The sequence below is a fragment of the Streptococcus sp. Marseille-Q6379 genome (assembly GCF_965119505.1).
Map to the genome: position 1 here is coordinate 797,072 of NZ_CBCPLV010000001.1, position 22,468 is coordinate 819,539.

At 41.2% G+C, this 22,468-nt stretch carries 25 protein-coding genes; all 25 read left to right on the plus strand.

The features are described from left to right. The first annotated feature begins 26 nt into the window (after window positions 1–26). The 25 genes from ACWPVZ_RS04040 (at window position 27) to ACWPVZ_RS04160 (ending at window position 22,460) form a co-directional block, all read left to right on the plus strand. Complete coding sequence (locus ACWPVZ_RS04040) at window positions 27–1,115, plus strand: NAD(P)/FAD-dependent oxidoreductase (RefSeq protein WP_454381036.1); 1,089 nt, start codon at window positions 27–29, stop codon at window positions 1,113–1,115. A 186-nt stretch (window positions 1,116–1,301) separates the two neighbouring features. Next, window positions 1,302–2,648: an acyl-CoA thioester hydrolase/BAAT C-terminal domain-containing protein gene (locus ACWPVZ_RS04045; protein WP_454381038.1), complete on the plus strand. Its 1,347-nt coding sequence runs from the start codon at window positions 1,302–1,304 to the stop codon at window positions 2,646–2,648. Window positions 2,649–2,861: 213 nt separating this feature from the next. Continuing rightward, window positions 2,862–3,731 (plus strand): glucose-1-phosphate thymidylyltransferase RfbA, encoded by an 870-nt coding sequence (gene rfbA, locus ACWPVZ_RS04050; protein ID WP_002883992.1) that lies wholly within the window; start codon window positions 2,862–2,864, stop codon window positions 3,729–3,731. Then, window positions 3,731–4,324 (plus strand): dTDP-4-dehydrorhamnose 3,5-epimerase family protein, encoded by a 594-nt coding sequence (locus ACWPVZ_RS04055; RefSeq protein ID WP_022495791.1) that lies wholly within the window; start codon window positions 3,731–3,733, stop codon window positions 4,322–4,324. Before rfbA ends, ACWPVZ_RS04055 begins: the two co-directional genes overlap by 1 nt. A 271-nt stretch (window positions 4,325–4,595) precedes the next feature. Beyond that, on the plus strand, window positions 4,596–5,642 hold the full coding sequence (gene rfbB / locus ACWPVZ_RS04060; RefSeq protein ID WP_002884100.1) for a dTDP-glucose 4,6-dehydratase: 1,047 nt from the start codon (window positions 4,596–4,598) through the stop codon (window positions 5,640–5,642). Between the two features lie 64 nt (window positions 5,643–5,706). Beyond that, entirely contained in the window at window positions 5,707–6,822 is a 1,116-nt protein-coding gene (locus ACWPVZ_RS04065; protein ID WP_454381041.1) for a hypothetical protein, read from the plus strand. 208 nt (window positions 6,823–7,030) lie between these two features. Next, entirely contained in the window at window positions 7,031–7,771 is a 741-nt protein-coding gene (locus tag ACWPVZ_RS04070; RefSeq protein ID WP_201061494.1) for a hypothetical protein, read from the plus strand. Window positions 7,772–7,867: 96 nt separating this feature from the next. Next, window positions 7,868–9,004, plus strand: coding sequence for a radical SAM family heme chaperone HemW (gene hemW / locus ACWPVZ_RS04075; protein ID WP_013990758.1), 1,137 nt, complete (start codon window positions 7,868–7,870; stop codon window positions 9,002–9,004). Beyond that, entirely contained in the window at window positions 9,005–9,748 is a 744-nt protein-coding gene (locus tag ACWPVZ_RS04080; RefSeq protein ID WP_454381043.1) for an acyl-ACP thioesterase domain-containing protein, read from the plus strand. It begins immediately after the preceding gene. Between the two features lies 1 nt (window position 9,749). After that, on the plus strand, window positions 9,750–10,523 hold the full coding sequence (locus tag ACWPVZ_RS04085; protein ID WP_410534426.1) for a TIGR01457 family HAD-type hydrolase: 774 nt from the start codon (window positions 9,750–9,752) through the stop codon (window positions 10,521–10,523). Further along, window positions 10,513–11,157: a TIGR01906 family membrane protein gene (locus ACWPVZ_RS04090; RefSeq protein WP_022495926.1), complete on the plus strand. Its 645-nt coding sequence runs from the start codon at window positions 10,513–10,515 to the stop codon at window positions 11,155–11,157. The genes ACWPVZ_RS04085 and ACWPVZ_RS04090 overlap by 11 nt, the downstream gene beginning before the upstream one ends. An 8-nt stretch (window positions 11,158–11,165) precedes the next feature. Further along, window positions 11,166–11,900: a PHP domain-containing protein gene (locus ACWPVZ_RS04095; protein WP_454381496.1), complete on the plus strand. Its 735-nt coding sequence runs from the start codon at window positions 11,166–11,168 to the stop codon at window positions 11,898–11,900. Window positions 11,901–12,061: 161 nt separating this feature from the next. Next, the gene (locus ACWPVZ_RS04100; protein WP_156685429.1) at window positions 12,062–12,985 is read left to right on the plus strand and encodes a phosphodiester glycosidase family protein; all 924 of its coding nucleotides are present in this window, start codon (window positions 12,062–12,064) and stop codon (window positions 12,983–12,985) included. Next, window positions 12,966–13,355 (plus strand): hypothetical protein, encoded by a 390-nt coding sequence (locus ACWPVZ_RS04105; protein WP_368386706.1) that lies wholly within the window; start codon window positions 12,966–12,968, stop codon window positions 13,353–13,355. Before ACWPVZ_RS04100 ends, ACWPVZ_RS04105 begins: the two co-directional genes overlap by 20 nt. Window positions 13,356–14,104: 749 nt before the next feature. Continuing rightward, window positions 14,105–15,157: a histidinol-phosphate transaminase gene (gene hisC, locus ACWPVZ_RS04110; protein ID WP_368386705.1), complete on the plus strand. Its 1,053-nt coding sequence runs from the start codon at window positions 14,105–14,107 to the stop codon at window positions 15,155–15,157. Further along, window positions 15,154–16,134, plus strand: coding sequence for an ATP phosphoribosyltransferase regulatory subunit (locus tag ACWPVZ_RS04115; protein WP_454381047.1), 981 nt, complete (start codon window positions 15,154–15,156; stop codon window positions 16,132–16,134). The genes hisC and ACWPVZ_RS04115 overlap by 4 nt, the downstream gene beginning before the upstream one ends. Beyond that, a complete protein-coding gene (gene hisG, locus ACWPVZ_RS04120; RefSeq protein ID WP_021144333.1) occupies window positions 16,127–16,777 on the plus strand; it encodes an ATP phosphoribosyltransferase in 651 nt (216 codons plus the stop codon). Before ACWPVZ_RS04115 ends, hisG begins: the two co-directional genes overlap by 8 nt. Continuing rightward, a complete protein-coding gene (gene hisD / locus ACWPVZ_RS04125) occupies window positions 16,774–18,057 on the plus strand; it encodes a histidinol dehydrogenase (protein ID WP_454381050.1) in 1,284 nt (427 codons plus the stop codon). The genes hisG and hisD overlap by 4 nt, the downstream gene beginning before the upstream one ends. 19 nt (window positions 18,058–18,076) lie before the next feature. Next, on the plus strand, window positions 18,077–18,661 hold the full coding sequence (gene hisB, locus ACWPVZ_RS04130; RefSeq protein WP_002884025.1) for an imidazoleglycerol-phosphate dehydratase HisB: 585 nt from the start codon (window positions 18,077–18,079) through the stop codon (window positions 18,659–18,661). Continuing rightward, window positions 18,658–19,266 carry an imidazole glycerol phosphate synthase subunit HisH gene (gene hisH / locus ACWPVZ_RS04135; RefSeq protein ID WP_454381051.1) on the plus strand — a complete coding sequence of 203 codons (609 nt, stop codon included), beginning with the start codon at window positions 18,658–18,660 and terminating at the stop codon, window positions 19,264–19,266. Before hisB ends, hisH begins: the two co-directional genes overlap by 4 nt. Before the next feature lie 48 nt (window positions 19,267–19,314). Continuing rightward, the gene (gene hisA / locus ACWPVZ_RS04140; protein WP_183139595.1) at window positions 19,315–20,034 is read left to right on the plus strand and encodes a 1-(5-phosphoribosyl)-5-[(5-phosphoribosylamino)methylideneamino]imidazole-4-carboxamide isomerase; all 720 of its coding nucleotides are present in this window, start codon (window positions 19,315–19,317) and stop codon (window positions 20,032–20,034) included. A gap of 1 nt (window position 20,035) precedes the next feature. After that, window positions 20,036–20,794: an imidazole glycerol phosphate synthase subunit HisF gene (gene hisF, locus ACWPVZ_RS04145; protein ID WP_073689296.1), complete on the plus strand. Its 759-nt coding sequence runs from the start codon at window positions 20,036–20,038 to the stop codon at window positions 20,792–20,794. Next, a complete protein-coding gene (hisI, locus tag ACWPVZ_RS04150) occupies window positions 20,791–21,129 on the plus strand; it encodes a phosphoribosyl-AMP cyclohydrolase (RefSeq protein WP_073689295.1) in 339 nt (112 codons plus the stop codon). Before hisF ends, hisI begins: the two co-directional genes overlap by 4 nt. Window positions 21,130–21,137: 8 nt before the next feature. Next, window positions 21,138–21,452 carry a phosphoribosyl-ATP diphosphatase gene (gene hisE, locus ACWPVZ_RS04155; protein ID WP_002884043.1) on the plus strand — a complete coding sequence of 105 codons (315 nt, stop codon included), beginning with the start codon at window positions 21,138–21,140 and terminating at the stop codon, window positions 21,450–21,452. Between the two features lie 213 nt (window positions 21,453–21,665). Continuing rightward, the gene (locus ACWPVZ_RS04160) at window positions 21,666–22,460 is read left to right on the plus strand and encodes a hypothetical protein (RefSeq protein WP_454381055.1); all 795 of its coding nucleotides are present in this window, start codon (window positions 21,666–21,668) and stop codon (window positions 22,458–22,460) included. Window positions 22,461–22,468 lie beyond the last annotated feature (8 nt).

Below are 22,468 nucleotides of genomic sequence, written 5' to 3' on the forward strand. Positions count from 1 at the left end.
CTCCTTTCAAATAGATGGAGTAAAAAATGAAAATTGCAATTGTTGGTGCAGGTATCGTCGGTTCAACGGCTGCCTATTACTTATCAAAAGAAAAAGGCGTAGAAGTTACAGTATTTGATCATGGTCTTGGACAAGCAACCAAGGCAGCAGCTGGTATTATCAGCCCCTGGTTTTCCAAGCGTCGTAATAAGGCCTGGTATCGCATGGCCCGTTTGGGAGCAGATTTTTACCAAGATTTAGTTTCAGATCTTAAAAAGGATGGTTATGACACGAACTTCTATGATCAGTCTGGTGTAGCCCTTCTCAAGAAAGACGATAGTAAATTGGACGCTTTGTACCATCATGCAGAGACGAGACTAGAAGAATCACCCATTATTGGTGAACTCTCTATAAAAAATGCTGAGGATCTCCCTGAATTCACTGGATTTGACCATTATCTCTATGCTTCTGGAGGAGCCAGAGTGGAGGGGGCAGAGTTGACAGCTACCTTGATTGAGGCCTCTGGTTTTGAAAAGGTGGGGGGACCAGTTACACTCTCTCCTCTTGACAATGGCACTTACGAGATTAATGCTCAAACTTTTGATAAGGTCATTCTCGCTTGTGGTGCCTGGCTAGGTCAAACGCTTGAACCCCTTGGTTTTGAAGTAGATGTTCGCCCCCAAAAAGGTCAATTACGTGACTATTTCTTTGAGGGGTTAGATACTGGTAAGTTGCCTGTTTTGATGCCAGAGGGCGAACTAGATGTCATCCCCTTTGCTGGTGGAAAGATTTCGGTAGGAGCCAGCCACGAAAATGACCAAGGCTTTGATTTGACAGTTGATGAGACTGTACTTGCAAGTCTGGAGGAAGAGGCTAAGACCTATTTCCCTGACTTAAGTACGGCTAAGTCCTTCTCAGAACGTGTGGGAACGAGAGCCTACACGAGTGATTTCTCTCCTTTCTTTGGAGAAGTTCCAGAGCTTGAGGGTGTCTTTGTCGCCTCAGGTTTAGGCTCTTCAGGACTTACGACAGGGCCACTGATTGGAAAGAATCTGGTTGATTTGGCCATGAATCGACCTGGTAGCTTGGATAGTGCGGACTATCCAGTGGCTCAGTACATTGAGAAAAAAGACTAATAGTATTAAAGTTCTTCTAGATATTTAGACTCAAGAATCAGCTGGCTATTTCTCGCTATTGAGGGATGTTGGCTGATTCTTTTTTATTAGTGTTATTTACATCTATTTCTTATTTGATTAGAAAATGATAAAATAGTAACTGTTCATCGATTGTAGGTGATTACTAATAAAAAATGGGGAGGGACTATGTTCCAAAAAGTTAAAGTATATGTGACAGTCTTTGTTTCCTTGTTAGCCATAAGTTTAGGCTTGTCTGTCAAAGCAGGGGCAGCAGAAGACTTGACTGTGACAAAGACAAGAATTGTCCTAGAGAGTTATGAGTTTGGTCCTGCTGTAACCAAAGTCATTTTTGAATTTAATCAGAAGGTCACACCAGAGGTTGTCCACAGCTCAACCCAGGTTACAACAGCAGGAGTTAGTCGTCAGGTGACGAATTCTTATGTGTCTGACGATCAGGGGCATGTGGTCTATTATGATAACAGCAAGTATGTGACGCTTGAATTGAGCCTACCTTCTTATAATCGCTACAACATGGGTGGAAATGCTGAACCTATGTATTTTAACCTTTCTACTTGGACTAACCAATGGCTGGAAAGTTATATGGTATCAATGAAAGATTTGTCAGTAGTGGCAGAAGGTAGTAGTCAGTCGCAAATGGTGTCTTCTGAGCAAGATGCCATCAATAATCGTTTGATGCCAACAACGGAGGTTTTCGATGAGCGAGGGCAGGTAGGTAACATGCAGTATGCGGCTTATAGTGCCCAAACCGGTACAGGAAATAGCACCAAACCTTTGATAGTCTGGCTACACGGCATTGGTGAAAGAGGGACAGATATGAATATTCCCCTTCTTTCAAATGACGTCTATGCGCTTACCCAGCCTGAGATTCAAGGCCATTTCTTAACAACTGGTGATCAGGCGCGTGGGGTCAATGTGCTTGCTGTTCAAACGCAGACACCTTGGGGTTCGGATAATGTAGCACAACTCAAAGAGACCATTGATACATACCTAGCCAATCACCCAGAGGTAGATAAGGGACGAATTTATCTTGCAGGGGTTTCCAATGGTGGTGGTATGGTCTTGACCATGGGAGCAACCTATCCAGATTATTTTGCAGCTCTCATTCCAATTGCTGCTCCCTTAACTGTTGACCAATCTGGGATTGATAAACTGAAGAACCAGCCTATGTGGTTGATTCACACGAAAGCAGACACAACAGTTCAACCAGAAAATAGTGTCTTGCCTCTATACAAGAGTTTGATTACCTCTGGAGCTTCTAACAAATGGTTTTCATACTTTGAAACAGCTACCGGGACTGATCTTCCTGGTACAGAGTATGATGGGCATTGGGCTTGGATTTATTTCTTCCATGACCAGGTGATTGGCGTTCAGCATCCTGAAAATACGAAAAATTGGGATGGTTATAGTGGTATGGTAGCCACTGACCCAATCTATGGCGGTGGCTCTCGAGCTAGTGTCAATGGGCAAACCTATAACAGTATCTTTGACTGGATGAGTGCACAAAGGCACTGAAGAAGATGATGATTACGCTTTCTAAGGAAAGTGCTACAAGAGGTTATCTTCAATCTAAAAGGGTTTCAATCGAAATCCTTTTTTCATTGGATTAAGAAAATGGACACTTGTGATTTTCTTAATGAAAGCTTAAGAACATAGGGTTTACCGTGACAAGAGGGCTGAAAAATGCTAAAATATAGGTAATATATTAGAGAAAAAAGGAGCCTTCTTATGAAAGGTATTATTCTTGCAGGCGGTTCAGGGACGCGTTTGTATCCATTGACTCGTGCTGCATCAAAACAACTGATGCCGATTTACGATAAACCAATGATTTATTACCCACTATCAACGCTTATGTTGGCTGGTATTAAGGAAATCCTCATCATCTCAACACCACAGGACCTTCCACGTTTTGAAGAGCTCCTTGGTGATGGTTCTGAGTTCGGTATTTCCCTTTCTTACGCAGTACAACCAAGTCCAGATGGATTGGCTCAAGCCTTTATCATTGGTGAAGACTTCATTGGTGATGATAGTGTTGCCCTTGTTCTTGGGGACAATATTTTCCATGGCAATGGTCTTTCTGCTATGCTTCAACGTGCCGAAGCTAAGGAAAAAGGAGCTACAGTCTTTGGTTATCAAGTTAAGGATCCAGAACGTTTTGGTGTTGTTGAATTTGACGACAATATGAATGCCATCTCAATCGAGGAAAAACCTGAGCATCCAAAATCAAACTTTGCTGTAACTGGTCTTTATTTCTATGACAATGATGTTGTGGAAATTGCCAAAAATATCAAGCCAAGTCCTCGTGGCGAACTTGAAATCACGGATGTTAACAAGGCTTACTTAGAACGTGGTGACCTCTCTGTTGAACTTATGGGACGTGGCTTTGCTTGGTTGGATACAGGCACTCACGAAAGTCTCTTGCAAGCTGCTCAGTACATTGAAACAGTTCAACGTTTGCAAAATGTTCAAGTGGCTAACCTTGAGGAAATTGCCTATCGCATGGGCTACATTACTAAAGAGCAGGTCCTCGAATTGGCACAACCACTTAAGAAGAATGAATACGGGCAATATTTGCTCCGTTTGATTGGAGAAGCATAATGACTGAACAATTTTTTGGTAAAGAATTAGCTGCACGTAAGATTGATGCTATCCCAGGTCTGCTTGAATTTGATATTCCTGTTCATGGAGATAACCGTGGATGGTTCAAGGAAAACTTCCAAAAGGAAAAGATGTTGCCACTTGGTTTTCCAGAATCATTCTTTGCAGAAGGAAAATTGCAAAATAATGTTTCTTTCTCACGTAAAAATGTTTTGCGTGGCTTGCACGCTGAGCCATGGGACAAATACATCTCAGTAGCAGATGAAGGAAAGGTTCTTGGAACATGGGTTGACCTTCGTGAAGGCGAAACGTTTGGGAATACTTACCAAACAGTGATTGATGCCTCAAAAGGAATCTTCGTTCCTCGTGGTGTTGCCAATGGTTTCCAAGTTTTGTCTGATAAAGTATCCTACAGCTACCTTGTGAACGACTACTGGGCACTTGAACTCAAACCAAAATACGCCTTTGTCAACTATGCTGACCCAAGCCTTGATATCAAGTGGGAAAACTTGGAAGAAGCAGAAGTCTCAGAAGCAGATAAAAATCACCCATTGCTCAAAGACGTTAAACCCCTCAAACCAGAGGATTTGTAAGAATATAGCTCTTAAAACAATTAAGAAAATCATTATATAGTTTTTAGCTTTGTTATAAACGAGCGAAGCGAGCTATATGAATAGCTTTCCGCCGTGAGAAAAGCACCTGAACCATTGTGTTTCAGGTGCTCGGAGGTTTTGAGACAATAGGCTCAAAACTTAGTCATGGAACTTCTTCGAAGTTCGCTGACGTCCGTGCTCACCTAAGGAAAGCTAAAAAAGATTGATTTAAGGAACGATTAAGAAAAAAACAATATTTTTTGGAGATAAAATGACTGAATACAAAAACATCATCGTAACTGGTGGCGCAGGTTTCATCGGTTCAAACTTCGTACACTATGTCTACAACAATCATCCAGACGTACATGTGACTGTCCTTGACAAACTCACTTACGCTGGTAACCGTGCCAACATTGAAGAAATCCTTGGTGACCGTGTTGAATTGGTTGTTGGTGATATTGCTGATGCTGAATTGGTTGATAAATTGGCTGCTAAGGCTGATGCTATCGTTCACTATGCGGCTGAAAGCCACAACGATAATTCATTGAACGACCCATCACCATTTATCCACACAAACTTCATTGGTACTTACACACTCTTGGAAGCTGCTCGTAAATACGATATTCGTTTCCACCACGTATCAACAGACGAAGTGTATGGTGACCTTCCATTGCGCGAAGATCTTCCTGGACACGGTGAAGGTCCTGGTGAAAAATTCACAGCAGAAACAAAATACAACCCATCATCACCATACTCATCAACTAAGGCTGCTTCAGACCTTATCGTTAAAGCATGGGTGCGTTCATTTGGTGTTAAGGCAACTATTTCAAACTGCTCAAACAACTATGGACCATACCAACACATCGAAAAATTCATTCCACGTCAAATCACCAACATCTTGTCAGGTATTAAACCAAAACTTTATGGTGAAGGTAAAAATGTCCGTGACTGGATTCACACTAACGACCATTCAACTGGTGTTTGGGCTATCCTCACGAAAGGTCGTATCGGTGAAACTTACTTGATTGGTGCCGATGGTGAAAAGAACAACAAGGAAGTTCTTGAGCTCATCCTTGAAAAAATGGGTCAACCAAAAGACGCTTACGACCGTGTGACAGACCGTGCTGGTCATGATTTGCGTTACGCTATTGACTCAACAAAATTGCGTGAAGAACTTGGTTGGGAACCACAATTCACAAACTTTGAATCAGGTTTGGAAGAAACAATCAAGTGGTACACAGATCACCAAGACTGGTGGAAAGCCGAAAAAGAAGCTGTTGAAGCTAACTACGCTAAGACACAAGAAGTGCTTAAATAATTGGAAAATCTATCACTTCCAAGCTAGTGATAGATTTTTCTATTAAGAAATATTAGGAGAGATGATGAATAGAAAAGAATGGATTGAATATTTTGAAGCGATTAATAATCGAAAGCCCACTATTCAGGAGTGTCAGCAGGCCCTTCTAAATGGTGAATTTGTTATGGAAGGAAAACAAGCTACTTTTTCCAACAATGGAAATTCCGTGACTGAAGGAGCCATGCCTTTACCAAATCAAATGACTGGTCAAATGGTTAACCCAGCTTATTCACAGCAAATGGTCTTTGTTAAGAAGAAAAAGTTTGGCAAGAAGACTTTTATTGGTCTTGGGATTGCTATATTTCTTGTTGTAGCAACAAGTCTTGGACTCTTTTTGTTTTCTTCCAAAGGAACAAACTTGGGAGGTTTGTGGGTAACTAATGATAATGTTGGTTTGGTTTATGATTTAAGTGGGAAGAAGTCAAAACTTGTTGCAGGCTATAGGGAAGAAGAAATCAAAGAAATCTCTATTGGTAATAAAGTTAGACAGGAGTTTGAAGCACGTTTAGAAGATGTCAGTAATTCAAAACTAAAAACGATTGCTGATTTTGACAAGAAATATCAATTACAGACCAAAGAGATCATACTGGTTAAGACGAAATGGGAATGGTTTGGATACTATAATCTGATTCAGAAAGATGGGACAAACTTAGTTCTAGATTTATTCTTATCAGACCTCTACTACGGATCAAGAAGTACCAAAGATTTAAAAAAGAAATGTCTTTTTCATAAGGCAGAGGTTCCAAAAGCCTTTGTTGGAAAATGGAAGACATATGATGATGAAGATGAATCAGAAGGAGAATTGACTATCTCTGAAAATGGTGTTATGACTACAGATTCTGATGATATAGATATCTTAAATGTTAAGCCTTTAGATATCTTAATTGCTAAGCCTTTAAAAGAATATCTGGCGGATCAATCAGGCAGTGTAGATAATGGTAAGGTGCAAAAAGAGTTTGCTAAAATACAGAAGTCTCTTAAGTCACATGGTTATCATGCTAAGAGTGTTAATGACATCTACCACGATGCGAGAAAGTCATACTATTATGTCCTTGTAGATGGTGGTAATCGCATTATTATCTTGAAGGATAGTTCCCACCTTCCCTCCATATGGGGTTATATTGAAAGAGAAGACAAATAGTAATTAGGATACCTCTAGCAGGTAAGAAGTACCTAGATAAGATGCAGAAGCCTATCATTCCTTTGGGAGTGATAGACTTTTTTTACTTGTAAATACGACATTAACTTATGACAGCAATACAATTAATTACATAAATGTTACAAAAGTTACAAAAAATACTTGATTTCCGTAACAAAATAGATATAATAGACATATAGAAAAGAGGTTTATGAAAATGAAAAGAAAAGTTATTCGTGTTTGCTCACTTGTTTTGTTGTCTGTAGCTGTTTCTACAGCACTTGTCGGATGTGGCTCTAAGTCAGAAAAAGACACTACAGCATCATCTACAACGTCAACTTCTAAAGTAGTGAAGTCATCTGCTAAAACAAAAACATCTGAGAAGAAGTCTGCTAAAAAGGCTAAGACAGAAGCTTCAGCTTCAAAGGATTCTCAAGGTCAAGAAGAAGCGAGTGCTCCTGAAGCTAGCTCTTCAAAAAATCAAGCTACAGAAGGAACTGATGGTCAAGTAGGAACAAGTGGTAGTGCTGCTTCTGAGTCAAACAAGTCTAGTCAAGCAACAGCTGATACTCAAAGTGATGCTCCTGTCCCAGCAGCTTTGGTTGGAACTTGGACAGGTACTAGTCCTCAAGCAACAGACATTAGTTTTACAGTTGATGCTGATGGCAACATTACTTCAAAGGCAAATTTCAATGTCGATTACGAACCCTATCGTCAAAGCTCAACAACAGCAAAAGCCGTTCAAATTTCTGGAAATCTCTACGTTTGGGAGGGTGGCGATTTTTCTACCTTGCTTCCTGGTATTACAGGAATAGGGGGAGCTGGTTTTCAAGCTAAGCCTGGCTTTATTCTTGAAAATGGAACTTACACGCCAGTTCAATTTATCTCTGACTTGGGACCAACCTTTGATTATAGCAACTATAATGCTTTCCCATTCTCATTAACAAAATAAAGTAAAGAAGCTATCTGGAGAGATGGCTTCTTTTTTGGCTTTAAACTCTTATTTTTCAAGGTCTCATTTCTACTTAAAAAATGGTAGAATAGTTACATGCAAACAAAACCAACGTCAGCCTATGTGCACATTCCATTTTGCACACAAATTTGTTATTATTGTGACTTTTCTAAGGTCTTTATTAAAAATCAGCCCGTTGATGACTACCTACGGGCTTTGATTCGTGAGTGGGAGCTTTTAGATATCAAGGAGCTTCGCACCCTTTATATTGGTGGTGGGACACCGACAGCTATTTCTGCGGAGCAATTGGACTACCTTTTAAGCAATCTTCAGAAGAACTTGGATTTGTCTAAGTTGGAGGAGTTTACCATTGAGGCTAATCCCGGTGATTTGACGGTTGATAAGATTGAAGTGCTCAAAAAATCAGCTGTTAATCGCGTATCTTTAGGGGTTCAGACCTTTGATGACAAGCACTTGCGTCAAATTGGTCGCAGTCACAATCAGGCACAGATTTATGAAAGTATTGATAGCTTAAAGGCTGCTGGTTTTCATAATATTTCTATTGACCTCATTTATGCACTACCTGGTCAAACCATGGATCAGGTCAAGGAAAATGTGAGAAAGGCACTGGAACTGGATATTCCACACCTAAGTCTCTATAGTTTGATATTGGAACATCACACGGTCTTTATGAATAAGATGCGTCGAGGTAAGCTCAATCTCCCAACGGAGGACTTGGAAGCAGAGATGTTTGACTATATTATCCAAGAGTTGGAAAACAATGGTTTTGAGCACTACGAGATTTCAAACTTTACCAAACCTGGGATGGAGAGTCGTCACAATCTCATGTATTGGAATAATGATGAGTATTATGGTGTGGGTGCTGGAGCCTCTGGTTATGTCAATGGTGTTCGTTATCGCAACAGAGGCCCTATCCAGCATTACCTAAAGGCTATAGCTGAGGATGGCCATGCTAGACTTCACGAAGAACATCTGACTAAGGCGGAGATGATGGAAGAGGAGTTCTTCCTTGGTTTGCGTAAAAAGTCGGGTGTGTCTATTAAACGTTTTGAAGAGAAGTTTGGCTTGTCATTCGCGGATACTTATGGGGACATTGTAAAAAAACTACAGGAAGATGGGCTTTTGGTCAAGGATCCAGAAGTCGTTCGTATGACCAAACGAGGCCTCTTTTTGGGTGATAGTGTCGCTGAACAATTTATCTTGGAGGATTAGATGGGATTAAAATTTAGTATTCCTTATCAAATTCCGTTTTATGAGACGGATATCACGCATCAGGTAAAATTACCGCACTTATTGGCTTTTTCATTGCAAGTATCTGGTATGCAGTCAGAATCTCTGGAAAATACGGATAAGGACGTTTTTGATAAATACGGTCTGGTTTGGATTGTGACAGACTATGCGATTGAGATTGACCGTTTACCTCGCTACAATGAAAAGGTGACGATTACAACGGAAGCTATTTCCTATAATAAGATTTTCTGTTACCGTAATTTTTACATCACAGATGAAACTGGTCAACAAATCATGCTCTTTAAGACTACTTTTGCCCTTATGGATTATGAAACGCGTAAGGTAGCCGAAGTGCCAGATGAGGTGGTAGCACCTTATGGGGCTGATAAGACTAAAAAGTTGCTTAGAGGGCCTCGTTGTAAGGCTTTGGAAAATCCAATTGAGACGCTTTATCGTGTGCGTTATTTTGACCTAGATATGAATGGCCACGTTAATAATAGCAAGTACTTGGAGTGGATGTTGGATGTTTTCGATTTGGATTTTTTGACTAAGTACACACCAGCCCATATTGACCTCAAGTATGTTAAGGAAATTCATCATGGGTCAGAGATTTATTCAGGCTATGAGTTTGACCAAGAAAGTTTGAGCAGTCAACATCAGATTTGTGTTGATGGGAATATTCATGCTCAGGCAATTATCCAATGGAAAGAAATAGGAGACGAGTAAGATGACATATAAAGGTTATTTGATTGATTTAGATGGAACTATCTACAAGGGGAAGGACCGTATTCCTGAGGGAGAAGCCTTCGTTAAGGAGTTGCAGAAGCGTCAGATTCCCTATCTTTTTGTGACTAATAACAGTATGCGTACACCAGAGATGGTGCAAGAGCTTTTGCGTAATCAGTGTGAGTTGGAAACGCCCCTTGAGACCATCTATACAGCTACTTTGGCGACAGTTGACTACATGAACGATATGAATCGTGGCAAGACGGTTTATGTTATCGGTGAGACTGGGCTTAAATCTGCCATTGCGGAAGCGGGCTATACGGTAGATGAGGAAAATCCTGCCTATGTTGTGGTGGGCTTGGACCGTGAAGTCACTTATGAAATGTTGGTTAAAGCAACGCTTGCCATCCATAAAGGAGCTATGTTTATTGGGACAAACCCAGATTTGAATATCCCAACAGAACGAGGCCTGCTTCCAGGTGCCGGTTCCCTCTTGGCCCTTATCGAGGCGGCTACCCGTGTGAAACCAATTATTATTGGTAAGCCTGAAGCAATTATCATGAACAAGGCTCTTGAAATCCTTGGGACAGAACGTAGCCAGACTATTGTGGTTGGTGACAATTACTTGACTGATATTACAGCTGGTATTAAAAATGACTTTCCAACACTTCTTGTGACAACTGGATTTACCAAGGCAGAAGAGGTTGCAGGTCTACCTGTCAAACCAGACCACGTACTTGCTAGTCTATCGGAGTGGGATTTTGATGCGAACTAAGATTGAAGCTGTACTGACTCCGATTTGGCTCCTGGCCCTGTCTATCCTAGTGACGATTTATCTGGCATGGGGATTCTATTATTTTGATATTGATTGGATGCATCTTATGGATTATGTCATTATCGGAAAGACGGAGCTTTGGCATAATTTCAATGTCCTCATGCAGTACTTGACCTTTCCTTGGGTTGGTCATCTGGCCATGCCTGATTTTCCATCGTCGGAGAGTGGGCTAAAGCATTTTCATGATGTCAAGTGGCTCTTTCATTTGGTACAGGGGTTTGTTATTCTACTGGCTTATCCCGCAGCAACTTCTCTCTGGCGAAGTGTGAAGAAGGGCACCTTTGGTCTTTATCGTAGGCTTTATATGAGTCTAGCAATCTTACCAGTCTTTATTGGGGTTGTGGGAGTTTTTCTCGGATTTGATGAGTTTTTTACGCTCTTTCATGAAGCCCTCTTTCCTGGAGATAGCAGTTGGCTCTTTAATCCAATCTTGGATCCGATTATCAATGTTTTACCAGAAGAGTATTTCCTTCAATGTTTTGTGATTTTCTTTATTATTTATGAGGGGTTGATGGTGAGTTTGACCTGGTTGGCCCATAAGCAGCTTACAATGTATTTGAAAAATAAGGAGTAGTTATGTCTATTCGTGATAACCATTTGCATACCCATCATTCCTATGATTCGGATGCGAACTTTACTGACTATTTGACACATTTTGATGGGGAGATTGTAACGACTGAGCATTATGATCTCTCTAATCCTTATACCAAACAGGACGATGTGCCTGAGTACGAGGCCTATAGTCGTGAGATTGAAAGCCTTAACAGTAAGTATGGCAATCGTATTAAACGTGGCATCGAGATTGGTTATTATCAGCCTAGGGAAAAGGATATTTTAGACTTTTTGGATGGTAAGGACTATGATCTCAAACTGCTTTCTGTTCACCATAATGGGGTCAATGATTATCTTGATGATGAGATAGCTGATATGGACAAGGCAAGCATTATTCAAGAGTATCTGGACAAGTTGGAGTACGCTATTGGTCGTGTGGACGCAGATGTTCTGGCCCATTTTGACTATGGTTTCCGACTTTTTGACGTGACTGTTGATGAGCTAAAAGCCTATGAGGAGCAGCTCAAACGCATTTTCCAGAAAATGATTGCTAATGATTTGGCTTTTGAGCTGAATGCAAAGAGTATGTATCTCTATCATCACGAAGATCTTTATCGTTATGCCTTGGGGCTTGTTAAGGATTTGGGATGTTGCAAGTATTCTATTGGCTCTGATGGTCATAAATTAGAGCATTTCCGTCTGAACTTTGATAAGATTCAGGGGCTCTTGAGAGAATTTGATATTACTGAAGATATGATTATATAGCGAAGACAGCTTCAACTGAAGCTGTCTTTTTCTTAAGGAAAACTTAAAGGAAAAGCGTGGTTGTGGGATTTATAGAAGATTTTAAGCTTTGCTTGTTATGCTAATTTCAAGCAAAAGAAACTTATGGTTTCTATCTTATCTTTCAAAATTGGAGGTTTTCTATGAAATTTCTCAAAAGGCATGCCTATGCCTTACTCTTTACCCTTTTTCTGATGGGGGCAAATGTCTACTCTCTCCTAAAGGTCTTTGTCATTCCCTCAGCAGTCTCAACGGTTTCAGCCAATACGACTAGCTCAAGCACATCTTCGTCGACAGCATCTACCAGCACTGGTAAGGTGACTAAGACGGATACAACTTACAAAGATGACAATATAGATATCAAAATCACGACGGGTAAAACCAGTGATACCACATACTATGTGGCAGATATCCAACTTTCGAGTGCAGATTACCTTAAAACGGCTTTGGCACAAAACACCTATGGGACCAACATTACTGATACCACTTCAAGTATTGCTCAGCAAAACAATGCTATCTTTGCCATCAATGGTGACTACTATGGGGCAAACCAGTCAGGCTATGTGATTAAAAATGGTCAGGTCTATCGTGATACTGATCGAAACAGTGATTACGAGGACCTTGCCGTTTACTCAGATGGTAGCTTCAAGACCTTTAAGGAGAGCGATACAACGGCTCAAAAATTGGTTGATTCAGGTGTGGTGAATACCTTTGCCTTTGGTCCAACCTTGGTTGAAAATGGCAAGGTAGCTGTATCAGAAAATGAAGAGGTTGGTCAAGCCATGGCTGACAATCCACGTACAGCCATCGGAGTTATCGAAGAAAGTGACGGCAGTGTGCACTATATTGTCATTGTCTCTGATGGTCGTACCAGTGAGTCGTCAGGATTGACTCTTTATGAAATGGCAGAGTTGATGAAATCCTATGGTGTGACGACAGCCTATAACCTTGATGGTGGTGGCTCATCAACCATGTACTTCAATGGTCAAGTCATTAACAAGCCAACCACAAACGGAAATAAAATCTCAGAAAGGGCGGTGAGCGATATTGTTTACATCGGTTACTAAGAAATCAGCTAGCAAACACTTTTTCACCTACATCGGTCTAACCATTTTTAGTCTAGTCTTTACCTTTGTTTATGAACGCTTTTCTTATGGGGAATCATCCATGTTTATGCGCATGATGTTCTTCGCACCATTGGCCGGAGCTTTGATTTATCTGCTAACGGGAATAGGAATGTCTTGGGTGAAGAATCGTGCCTCAAAACTTCTCTTTAATTCAGCCATCGCTGTTGTCGCTAGTGCTTGTTTAGTTAAAGGTATTGTTGAAGTCTCAGGACGTACAACTAGTGTAGATATGCCCTATTGGTATGTGGCAGCTGGACTACTTTGTTTGAGTCTCCTAACGGGATTTATCAGACCTAAAAGACTGGCTTAACAATGAGAGCTTGGAGCTGTGCTTCAGGCTTTTTGTCTTGCTTTGAAAAATTATTTAGGATAAATATACAAATTATAATATGAAGAAATGATTTCAATTTGGAAAATAGTACAAAGAAATTGTCATAAAAAATAACTGAGCAAGATTTTTTGTGATAGGAATTTAGATAGAATGAGATCTTCTGTAGTGATGAAAGTACTTGAAAAAATTAGTGGTTTCCAGTTAAACTATCACAGTCAGAAGTCTCTTTAGGGAACCACTTGGTTTGTAAAAAGATACCGCATCAACTTTTTATTTATTTGAACTCAATTTCACAGCAGTTTGTTTTGGTTATTAAATATACAAGGAATTCAAGTTTTTATAAAAATATACAAAAAAGACTTGCTTTGTTCTGAATTTTTAGGTAAAATGAACTAAAATCTAAATCGTTGATAGAAAAAGTCAGATCGTTTCACAGAGAATGCGGGAAGCTGAGAACGCATGAGATCAAAGACGACACATTCTTGAGAGCGTATGCGAACTCTGGATGACAGTAGTGTACGACGGGTGGTTCCGTTAGAGACTGAGAGTTACAAGTGATACTTTGTGACTTCATGAGGAAGAGGGGGCGACCCCTGTTCGAATTAAGGTGGAACCACGTGCCAACGTCCTTGCAAAAGTTATTTTTGCGAGGACGTTTTTTGTTACACTTTTTTTAGAGTGTGTAGCGAGAAGTACACTTGGTTAGAGTCGAACAGAAAGGAAAAACTATGGAAATCAAAGGATTACGAAAGATTGAACCCTATGTAGCGGGTAGTCAGCCTGCTGAGAAAAATATCATTAAGTTGAATACTAATGAAAATGCTTATGGACCAAGTCCAGCAGTTCATCAAGCTTTAGCATCCTTTGATGCCCATCAGTTACGAAAGTATTCGACTTTGGATCAAGCAGCTTTACGTCAGGCTTTGTCTGAACAGTTGGGTGTGCCTGCCGATCAAGTGATTATCGGAAATGGCTCAGACGATATCCTGTCAATGGCTTTCCTAGCTTTCTTTAATAGCGAGGAAGAAGTTTTGTTTCCAGATTTGACCTATGGTTTTTACAAGGTTTGGGCAGATTTGTACCATATTCCTTTTAGAGAAGTGCCCTTGAGTTCTTCATTTGAGGTTAATACTCAAGATTATCTGGTTGAAAATGGTGGGATTGTCATTACCAATCCTAATGCGCCAACAGGTATTTATAAACCGCTTGATCAAATTGAGGAGATTGTAAAAGCCAACCAGTCGGTAGTTGTGATTATTGACGAAGCCTATATTAACTTCGGTGGGGAGACGGCCTTACCGCTCCTAGAAAAGTATGACAATGTGTTTATCACTAGGACCTTTTCTAAGGATGCCTCCCTTGCTGGTTTGCGTGTAGGTTACGGCATAGGAAGTCCTAAACTAATGGCTGTGATCAATGCTGTCAAGAATTCAGTCAACCCCTATAATGTGGATAGCATTGCGGAAGTCTTGGCGACTGCAGCGGTTAAGTCATGGGACTACTATGAGGACACTTGCGCAAAGATTATGGCAACACGTGACTGGTTTAGCCAAGAATTGCAGGCGATTGGTTTTGATATCCTACCTTCAAAAACTAATTTTGTTTTGGTCAAACCTCACGGAGTGACTGCAGGTCAATTGTTTGACTACCTCCAAAGTAAGAAAATTTATGTCCGTTATTTTCCAAAAGTGGAGCGTATTTCAGACAGACTACGCATTTCTATTGGGACGCAGGATGAGATGGAGCGCGTATTAATGACAATACAGGAGTTACAAGCATGAAAAAAACGACATTAGCCTTAGGAATGCACGATAAACTTTTCAAACGTGCCCGTACCATGTATCAGATTGAACACCGTATCTGTGACTTGTTGATGACAAAGGGCTTTCTTCGGATTGAGACACCAACCTTAGAGCATTTCGAAGTCTTTAGTGATCTTGTGGACAATGGAAACTATAATTTCTTTGACAAAAATGGAGATCTTGTTAGTTTACGTCCTGATATTACCAGCCAAATTGGGCGTGTAATTGCTTCGACTCAAGTTCATACACCGATCAAATTTTCTTACTCTGGAAAAGTCTTTAACTACAATGAGGAGATGCGTGGCTTGTCCAATGAGCATACGCAGGCTGGTGTGGAAATCATTGGTTTTCCAGTTCATCAGGCATTGGAAGAAGCAATAGCTTCTGCTAAAGAGGCTCTAGATGCTGCAGGGGTCAAAAATTACAAGTTTGAATTTTCACATGCCCGCCTCCTACAACTCATTTTTGAAGAATTAAACCTTCCAGCTGTAAAAGAAGCAGAGTTGGCGGCCTATATCCGTGATAAATCGATTACCGGTCTTAAGGAGTTCACCAAAGAAAATCCAAGTCAATATGACAAAGTTCTGGAGCAGTTACCATTCTTGTTTGGTGAGACAAAGGCTGTCCTGACTAAGGCTAGACAGTTAACGGACAGTGAAGCCTTTTTGACGGCCTTGGATAGTTTGGAAGTTTTAACCAATCGCTTATCAGATAGTCTTCCAGAGACGACGCTTGATTTGGCTCAATTGCCAGCAGTGCCTTACTACACGGGCATGATGTTTAAGGTCTTCGGTGACAAGGTACCAGATGCCTTTGTATCAGGTGGCCGTTACGATAAACTATTTGAACGCTTTGGAGCTACCGAGTTAACAGCGGTTGGCTGGGCCATTGATATCGACTCAGTTTATCAAGCAGTACATGACGATGTGGAATTTGGAGGTGACTTGGATGACTAGCAATCAAATCACAATTGCCTTGACCAAGGGACGTATTGAGAAAGATACGGTTAAATTACTGGAAAAAGCTGGCTTTGATATGTCTTTCATGGCCGATAAGGGACGTAATTTGATTTTCGAGAGTCCTGACAACCGGTTCCGTTTTCTCTTGGTCAAAGCTCCAGATGTGACTACCTATGTCCGACATGGTGTCGCAGATATTGGGATTGTCGGTAAGGATGTTTTGGTCGAACATCCGACAGGCTATTTAGAAATGTTAGACCTTAATTTTGGTCTTTGTAAATTCTCCGTAGCATCAACAGAAGACTATAACCCTGATGACCATAAGCGTAAACGTATTGCGACCAAGTATCCAACCATTGCGACGGATTATTTTAATCAAAAGGGTGAGGATGTTGAGATCATTTCGATTCAAGGGAGCGTTGAGATTGCCCCCGTCATTGGTCTAGCAGATGCCATTGTCGATATTGTAGAAACAGGGAATACCCTTGTTGCAAATGGCCTAAAAGTTTATGAAGATATTTGCCGTATTTCAGCACGAATGATTGTGAACAAGGCTTCTTTGAAAAATAACAAGGAAGTCCTGCCATTCATTCGTAAGATTGAATCACTTGTAGGGAACGAGGAGGTACCGTTCGAATGAAACGATTAACTGGAACAAATAAAGAAATTGCTGAGCTTCTTTATCAGGAGCAATTGGAACTTTCAAAAGAAAATAGAGACGTTGAAAGTACGGTTCAAGCCATTATTGAGGATGTCAAAAAACGAGGAGACGAGGCCCTTCGTGACTATTCAGCTAAATTTGATAAGGTTGACTTGACTGATTTTGAGGTTGGACAGGATTTGATTGATCAAGCCTTTAAAGAGATTGATCCAGAGGTTTACCAATCCCTAGTTAATGCCAAAGAAAACATTGAATCTTACCACAAGCATCAGTTGGAGGCTGGTTTTGAGGACCAACCAAGTGAGGGTGTTATTCGTGGTCAGTTGATTCGTCCCATCAATCGTGTAGGTGTTTATGTGCCTGGAGGAACTGCGGCTTATCCATCATCAGTTCTTATGAATGTCATCCCTGCTAAAATTGCTGGGGTTAAAGAGATTATTATGATTACGCCGCCTCAAGAGCACTTTGTTCCTGCGATTCTGGTAGCCGCCAAATTGGCTGGTGTGGATAGCATTTACCAAGTTGGTGGGGCTCAAGGGGTTGCGGCTTTGGCCTTTGGTACAGAAACGATTCCAAAGGTGGACAAGATTACAGGTCCTGGTAATATTTTCGTGGCGACTGCTAAGAAACAAGTTTATGGTATTGTCGGTATTGATATGATTGCAGGACCATCAGAAATTGGTGTTATCGCTGATAGTAGTGCCAATCCAACCTATGTGGCAGCTGACCTCTTGTCTCAAGCAGAGCACGACACGCGCGCACGTGCCATTTTGGTCACAGATTCTGAAGCCTTGGCTGATGCGGTTGAAAGTGAGATTGAACGTCAACTCAAGCTTTTGCCACGCGAGGCGATTGCTCGTCCATCTGTCGAAAATAACGGTCGTATTATTATTGCCAATGATACAGATGCCATGTTTGAACTCATGAACTTGGTTGCGCCAGAACATTTGGAAATTGCTATGGACAATGCCTATGATTACTTGGAAAAAGTGGAAAATGCTGGTTCCATCTTTCTTGGTCACTTTACCAGTGAACCAATTGGCGACTACTATGCAGGTGCCAACCACGTTCTTCCGACGACAGCAACCAGCCGCTTTTCATCAGCATTAGGCGTGCACGATTTTGTCAAACGTATCCAATATACGCAATACGATAAGGCAGCAGTCAATAAGGCTCAGCACGATATCACAACCTTGGCTTACGCAGAAGGTTTGCAGGCCCACGCCAAGGCAATTGAAGTCAGAAACGACAATAACTGAGAGAGTAGAGGAAGAAGTTATGAGACAAGCAGAAATTGAACGTAATACCTTTGAAACCAAAATTAAGTTAAGCCTCAATTTGGATGCTCAAGAACCAGTAGATATTCAAACAGGTGTCGGATTTTTTGACCACATGTTGACCTTGTTTGCCCGTCACGGTCGTATGTCTTTGGTGGTTAAGGCTGATGGCGACCTTTGGGTTGATAGTCACCACACCGTTGAAGATGTCGGTATTGTCCTTGGTCAAGCTCTTAAAGAGGCCTTGGGCGACAAAGCAGGGATCAACCGTTATGGAACGGCTTTTGTACCTATGGATGAAACTCTCGGGATGGCAAGTTTAGACTTGTCTGGACGTAGTTTCTTGGTCTTTGATGCTAGTTTTGATAATCCAAAATTGGGTAATTTTGACACAGAACTGGTAGAAGAATTTTTCCAAGCCTTGGCCTTCAATGTTCAGATGAATCTCCACCTCAAGATTCTCCACGGAAAAAACAATCACCACAAGTCAGAAAGTCTTTTCAAGGCTACAGGACGTGCCTTGCGTGAAGCCATCACAGTCAATCCTGACATTCACGGCGTAAACTCGACAAAGGGGATGCTATGATTATCGTCATTGATTACGATGCGGGGAATACTGCAAATGTTCTGCGTGCGCTTGAAAAGATTGGTGTGACTGCAGAACTGTCTGCTGATAAAGAAAAAATCCTAGCTGCAGATGGGTTGATTTTGCCAGGTGTAGGTGCCTATCCAACGGCTATGGCAGAGTTGGAGCGAAGAGGCTTGGTAGCTGTTATCAAAGAGGCGGTCGCACAGGGAGTTCCCCTTTTAGGAATTTGTTTAGGCATGCAGATTTTAACAGAAAAAGGACTGGAACATGAAGAAACAGATGGTCTTGGCTTTATTCCAGGTGTCTGCCGTCCTATTCCAGCCAGCAAGGAACAACCTGTCCCACATATGGGGTGGAATAATTTGGCTGTTAAGCAAGCCAGCCCTTTGACAGATGGTTTAGATGGCCAAGCTGTCTACTTCGTTCACAGTTATTTCACAGATGTCCCTAGCCAATACATTGATGTTACCGCAGATTATAGTATTGAGGTGCCAGCCATGATCCATAAAGATAATGTTTATGGGGCTCAATTTCATCCTGAAAAATCAGGGGATATTGGCTTAGGTATCCTTGAAAAATTTTCAGGTTTATGTAAAGCCTAGATGCTAGTGAGAGCAAAGACTTTTTAGTTAGAAAGGATGGTAGGGGAGATGCAAATTCTACCAGCAATTGATATTAAGGATGGACAGGCTGTTCGTCTCTTTAAAGGAGATTTTAACCAACAAACCGTTGTCAATCCAGATGTTATTGAGCAGGCAAAGATCTTTAAGGATGCGGGCATTCAATTTATTCATGTCGTCGACTTGGACGGTGCCCTTGATGGTCGTGCCACTAACCGTGACTTGATTGCAGAGGTCAAGAAGGTTTCTGGACTTGGCATCGAAGTTGGTGGCGGTATCCGTACCTTGGAGCAGATTCGTGACTATTTGGAAGTTGGCATCGACCGTATCATTATCGGTTCAATGGCTGTTAAAAATCCTGACTTCGTTCGAGCAGCTTTAGAGGAATTTGGTGCCGATAAAATTGTCGTGGGTATTGATGCCAAGGCAGGGTTTGTCGCTACCGAAGGTTGGTTGGAAACAAGCAATGTGGACTACATCACCTTGGCCAAGGAAATGGAAAAGATGGGCGTAACCCTCTTTGTCTATACAGACGTTGATCGAGATGGCACACTGACAGGACCTAATCTTGATCACTACAAACGTTTGGTATCTGAACTCACAACCGCCAAAGTCATTGCTTCAGGTGGGATTGCAGAAGTAGCTGACTTAGATCACCTAAAAGAGATTGGTGTGGCAGGAACCATTGTCGGGAAAGCCTACTATAACGGCAATATCACATTAGACCAGCTCAAGGCTTTCGGAGGTTAATATGCTTAAGAAACGTATTATTCCCTGTTTGGATGTCAAGGATGGCCGTGTCGTCAAGGGGGTTAATTTTGTGAATCTGACAGATGTTGGAGATCCTGTTGATTCTGCGCGTGCCTATTATGAGGCTGGTTGTGACGAACTTGTTTTCTTGGACATCACAGCGACTTCAGACAATCGTGAAACAACGGTTGACATGGTGCGCCGTGTTGCCGACCAGGTCTTTATTCCTTTCACGGTTGGTGGTGGTATCCGTTCAGTTGAAGACATGAACAAGATGCTCAAAGCCGGTGCTGACAAGGTTGCGGTCAATTCCTCAGCCCTTGCCAACCCTCAACTAATCGCTGATTGTGCTCAAAAATTTGGCAATCAGTGTGTGGTCGCTGCGATTGATGCTAAAAAGATGTCTGATGGGAGCTGGCATGTTTTTGTGGCAGGTGGCCGTAAGGATACAGGTAGGGACCTCATCCAATGGGCTCAAGAAGTCGTCGCCTTGGGGGCTGGAGAAATTCTCTTAACCAGCATGGACAAGGACGGCACTAAGTCTGGTTTTGATTTGGAAATGCTAAATCGTGTGGCGGAAGTCGTTGATGTTCCGATCATCGCTTCTGGTGGCGCGGGAAATATTGAGGACATTGTAGAGGTCTTTGAAAAGACAACAGCAACGGGTGCACTGGCAGCCTCTATCTTCCACTTTGGTGAGGTAAATATAGGCGAAACCAAACAAGTCTTGGCAAATGCAGGAATTGAGGTGAGACGATGACAGAGGTTAAACTTGATTTTGATAAACAAGGGGGACTGGTACCAGTCATTGTGACCGATTACAAGACGGGGCAGGTGCTCATGTTGGCCTATATGAATGAGGTGTCCTATCAGTTGACCCTAGAGACCAAACAAATGCATTACTGGAGCCGTTCTAGAAATGAGCTTTGGCATAAGGGAGCCACATCTGGTCATTTCCAACATGTTAAAAGCATCAAGACTGATTGTGATCAGGACACCCTGCTTATCGCCGTGAAACAAGAAGGAGCAGCCTGTCATACAGGAACCTACAGCTGTTTCTTTACGGATATATATGATGACAGACAAGACAGATAGGAGGAGCTATGTTAGAAACACTTTATAAGGAAGCCTTAGATCGTAAAAAGAATCCCAAAGAAGGGTCTTATACCAATTACCTTTTTGACAAGGGGCTAGACAAGATTCTTAAAAAGGTTGGCGAAGAAGCGACAGAAGTTGTGATTGGGGCCAAAAATGCTGATAAAGAAGAAATTGCCAACGAGACAGCAGACGTCCTCTATCACCTAGCAGTCATGCTCGTTGAAACAGGAGTTAGCCCTGAAGACGTGGAAGCTGTTCTTAAAGCACGTCAAGGCAAACAAAGCAATGTCCATGACCGAAAAGAAGTAACAGATTATTAAGGATTATCTCAACCGATTTGAACTAAGATGAAAAGCCTGAAGTGATGATTAATTTCAGGCTTTTTTGCTATGAGGAATTTTAATTATTTTGTTCCTCTAACTACCATGAGAAAGCGCTTTAAAATGCTATGATAGGAGTGAAGGAAGCTCGTTTTATTTGAAGGATTTGGTGTGCTTATTTATACAAATCATTGAGGAAAGGAAGGATGTACTATGAAGAAAAATACTCCTAATATTTTAAAGCTTTCTTGCTTAGCTATTCTCCTCCTCTGTTCTATTCTTTTAGTTGGTTGTAAAGTTGTACTGCCAAATTCTTACTTCAAGGCTAGGGAAAAAACGCAAAAGATCTTGGCTCATAATGGTTTTAAGGGAAAGGTCCAAGTTAAGCTTATCAAAAAGGTGTTTCTAGATTCAGATGGTATTTATGTCGATTATACCTATTCAGAGGACACCTACGATAATCAAACTATATCATTAGATTCACAAATTACTTTTAACCTGGACTGGACAGTTAATGGTGAAGAATATGTGACCCCAAGTCATTACTGGGAAAGCTACTTACAACAAAAATCTGTAAAAAAAGAAGAGCAGAAACTCTTTAAGGAACTTAAAAAGCAATCGTTAGGCCTTGATATCGAAGAATTCTCCTTCAGCGATAATACTACGATTGATCAAGAGGCTGGTAATCGTAAAAAGCATTTAGCTGAGGAAAACCGTAAAAACGGGAAGGATGATTTTTATGGGTATTATCAAATTCCCTACCAAACAATGATTGAAGAACACCTTGTTACTATGAGAATAGAAGTAGGCGATACAGAAAATACTAGTAAGAAAGATTTAGAAGAGGCCGCAACTAAACTGGATGCTAGCAAGCTACCTGACGGAGAGTACGAATTTTATTTTTTCACAACTGATGAAGAAAATTCCGCTTATTATGACAATTCCGAATATATTGGCTATACCTTTAACATACAAGATGGTAAGGTTATCCAAGATGAAGATGATTAGAAAGTATT

Coding starts and splice junctions, on each gene's coding strand:
- ACWPVZ_RS04040 (WP_454381036.1), top strand. CDS start 27: ATGAAAATTGCAATTGTTGGTGCAGGTATCGTCGGTTCAACGGCTGCC.
- ACWPVZ_RS04045 (WP_454381038.1), top strand. CDS start 1,302: ATGTTCCAAAAAGTTAAAGTATATGTGACAGTCTTTGTTTCCTTGTTA.
- rfbA (WP_002883992.1), top strand. CDS start 2,862: ATGAAAGGTATTATTCTTGCAGGCGGTTCAGGGACGCGTTTGTATCCA.
- ACWPVZ_RS04055 (WP_022495791.1), top strand. CDS start 3,731: ATGACTGAACAATTTTTTGGTAAAGAATTAGCTGCACGTAAGATTGAT.
- rfbB (WP_002884100.1), top strand. CDS start 4,596: ATGACTGAATACAAAAACATCATCGTAACTGGTGGCGCAGGTTTCATC.
- ACWPVZ_RS04065 (WP_454381041.1), top strand. CDS start 5,707: ATGAATAGAAAAGAATGGATTGAATATTTTGAAGCGATTAATAATCGA.
- ACWPVZ_RS04070 (WP_201061494.1), top strand. CDS start 7,031: ATGAAAATGAAAAGAAAAGTTATTCGTGTTTGCTCACTTGTTTTGTTG.
- hemW (WP_013990758.1), top strand. CDS start 7,868: ATGCAAACAAAACCAACGTCAGCCTATGTGCACATTCCATTTTGCACA.
- ACWPVZ_RS04080 (WP_454381043.1), top strand. CDS start 9,005: ATGGGATTAAAATTTAGTATTCCTTATCAAATTCCGTTTTATGAGACG.
- ACWPVZ_RS04085 (WP_410534426.1), top strand. CDS start 9,750: ATGACATATAAAGGTTATTTGATTGATTTAGATGGAACTATCTACAAG.
- ACWPVZ_RS04090 (WP_022495926.1), top strand. CDS start 10,513: ATGCGAACTAAGATTGAAGCTGTACTGACTCCGATTTGGCTCCTGGCC.
- ACWPVZ_RS04100 (WP_156685429.1), top strand. CDS start 12,062: ATGAAATTTCTCAAAAGGCATGCCTATGCCTTACTCTTTACCCTTTTT.
- hisC (WP_368386705.1), top strand. CDS start 14,105: ATGGAAATCAAAGGATTACGAAAGATTGAACCCTATGTAGCGGGTAGT.
- ACWPVZ_RS04115 (WP_454381047.1), top strand. CDS start 15,154: ATGAAAAAAACGACATTAGCCTTAGGAATGCACGATAAACTTTTCAAA.
- hisG (WP_021144333.1), top strand. CDS start 16,127: ATGACTAGCAATCAAATCACAATTGCCTTGACCAAGGGACGTATTGAG.
- hisD (WP_454381050.1), top strand. CDS start 16,774: ATGAAACGATTAACTGGAACAAATAAAGAAATTGCTGAGCTTCTTTAT.
- hisB (WP_002884025.1), top strand. CDS start 18,077: ATGAGACAAGCAGAAATTGAACGTAATACCTTTGAAACCAAAATTAAG.
- hisH (WP_454381051.1), top strand. CDS start 18,658: ATGATTATCGTCATTGATTACGATGCGGGGAATACTGCAAATGTTCTG.
- hisA (WP_183139595.1), top strand. CDS start 19,315: ATGCAAATTCTACCAGCAATTGATATTAAGGATGGACAGGCTGTTCGT.
- hisF (WP_073689296.1), top strand. CDS start 20,036: ATGCTTAAGAAACGTATTATTCCCTGTTTGGATGTCAAGGATGGCCGT.
- hisI (WP_073689295.1), top strand. CDS start 20,791: ATGACAGAGGTTAAACTTGATTTTGATAAACAAGGGGGACTGGTACCA.
- hisE (WP_002884043.1), top strand. CDS start 21,138: ATGTTAGAAACACTTTATAAGGAAGCCTTAGATCGTAAAAAGAATCCC.
- ACWPVZ_RS04160 (WP_454381055.1), top strand. CDS start 21,666: ATGAAGAAAAATACTCCTAATATTTTAAAGCTTTCTTGCTTAGCTATT.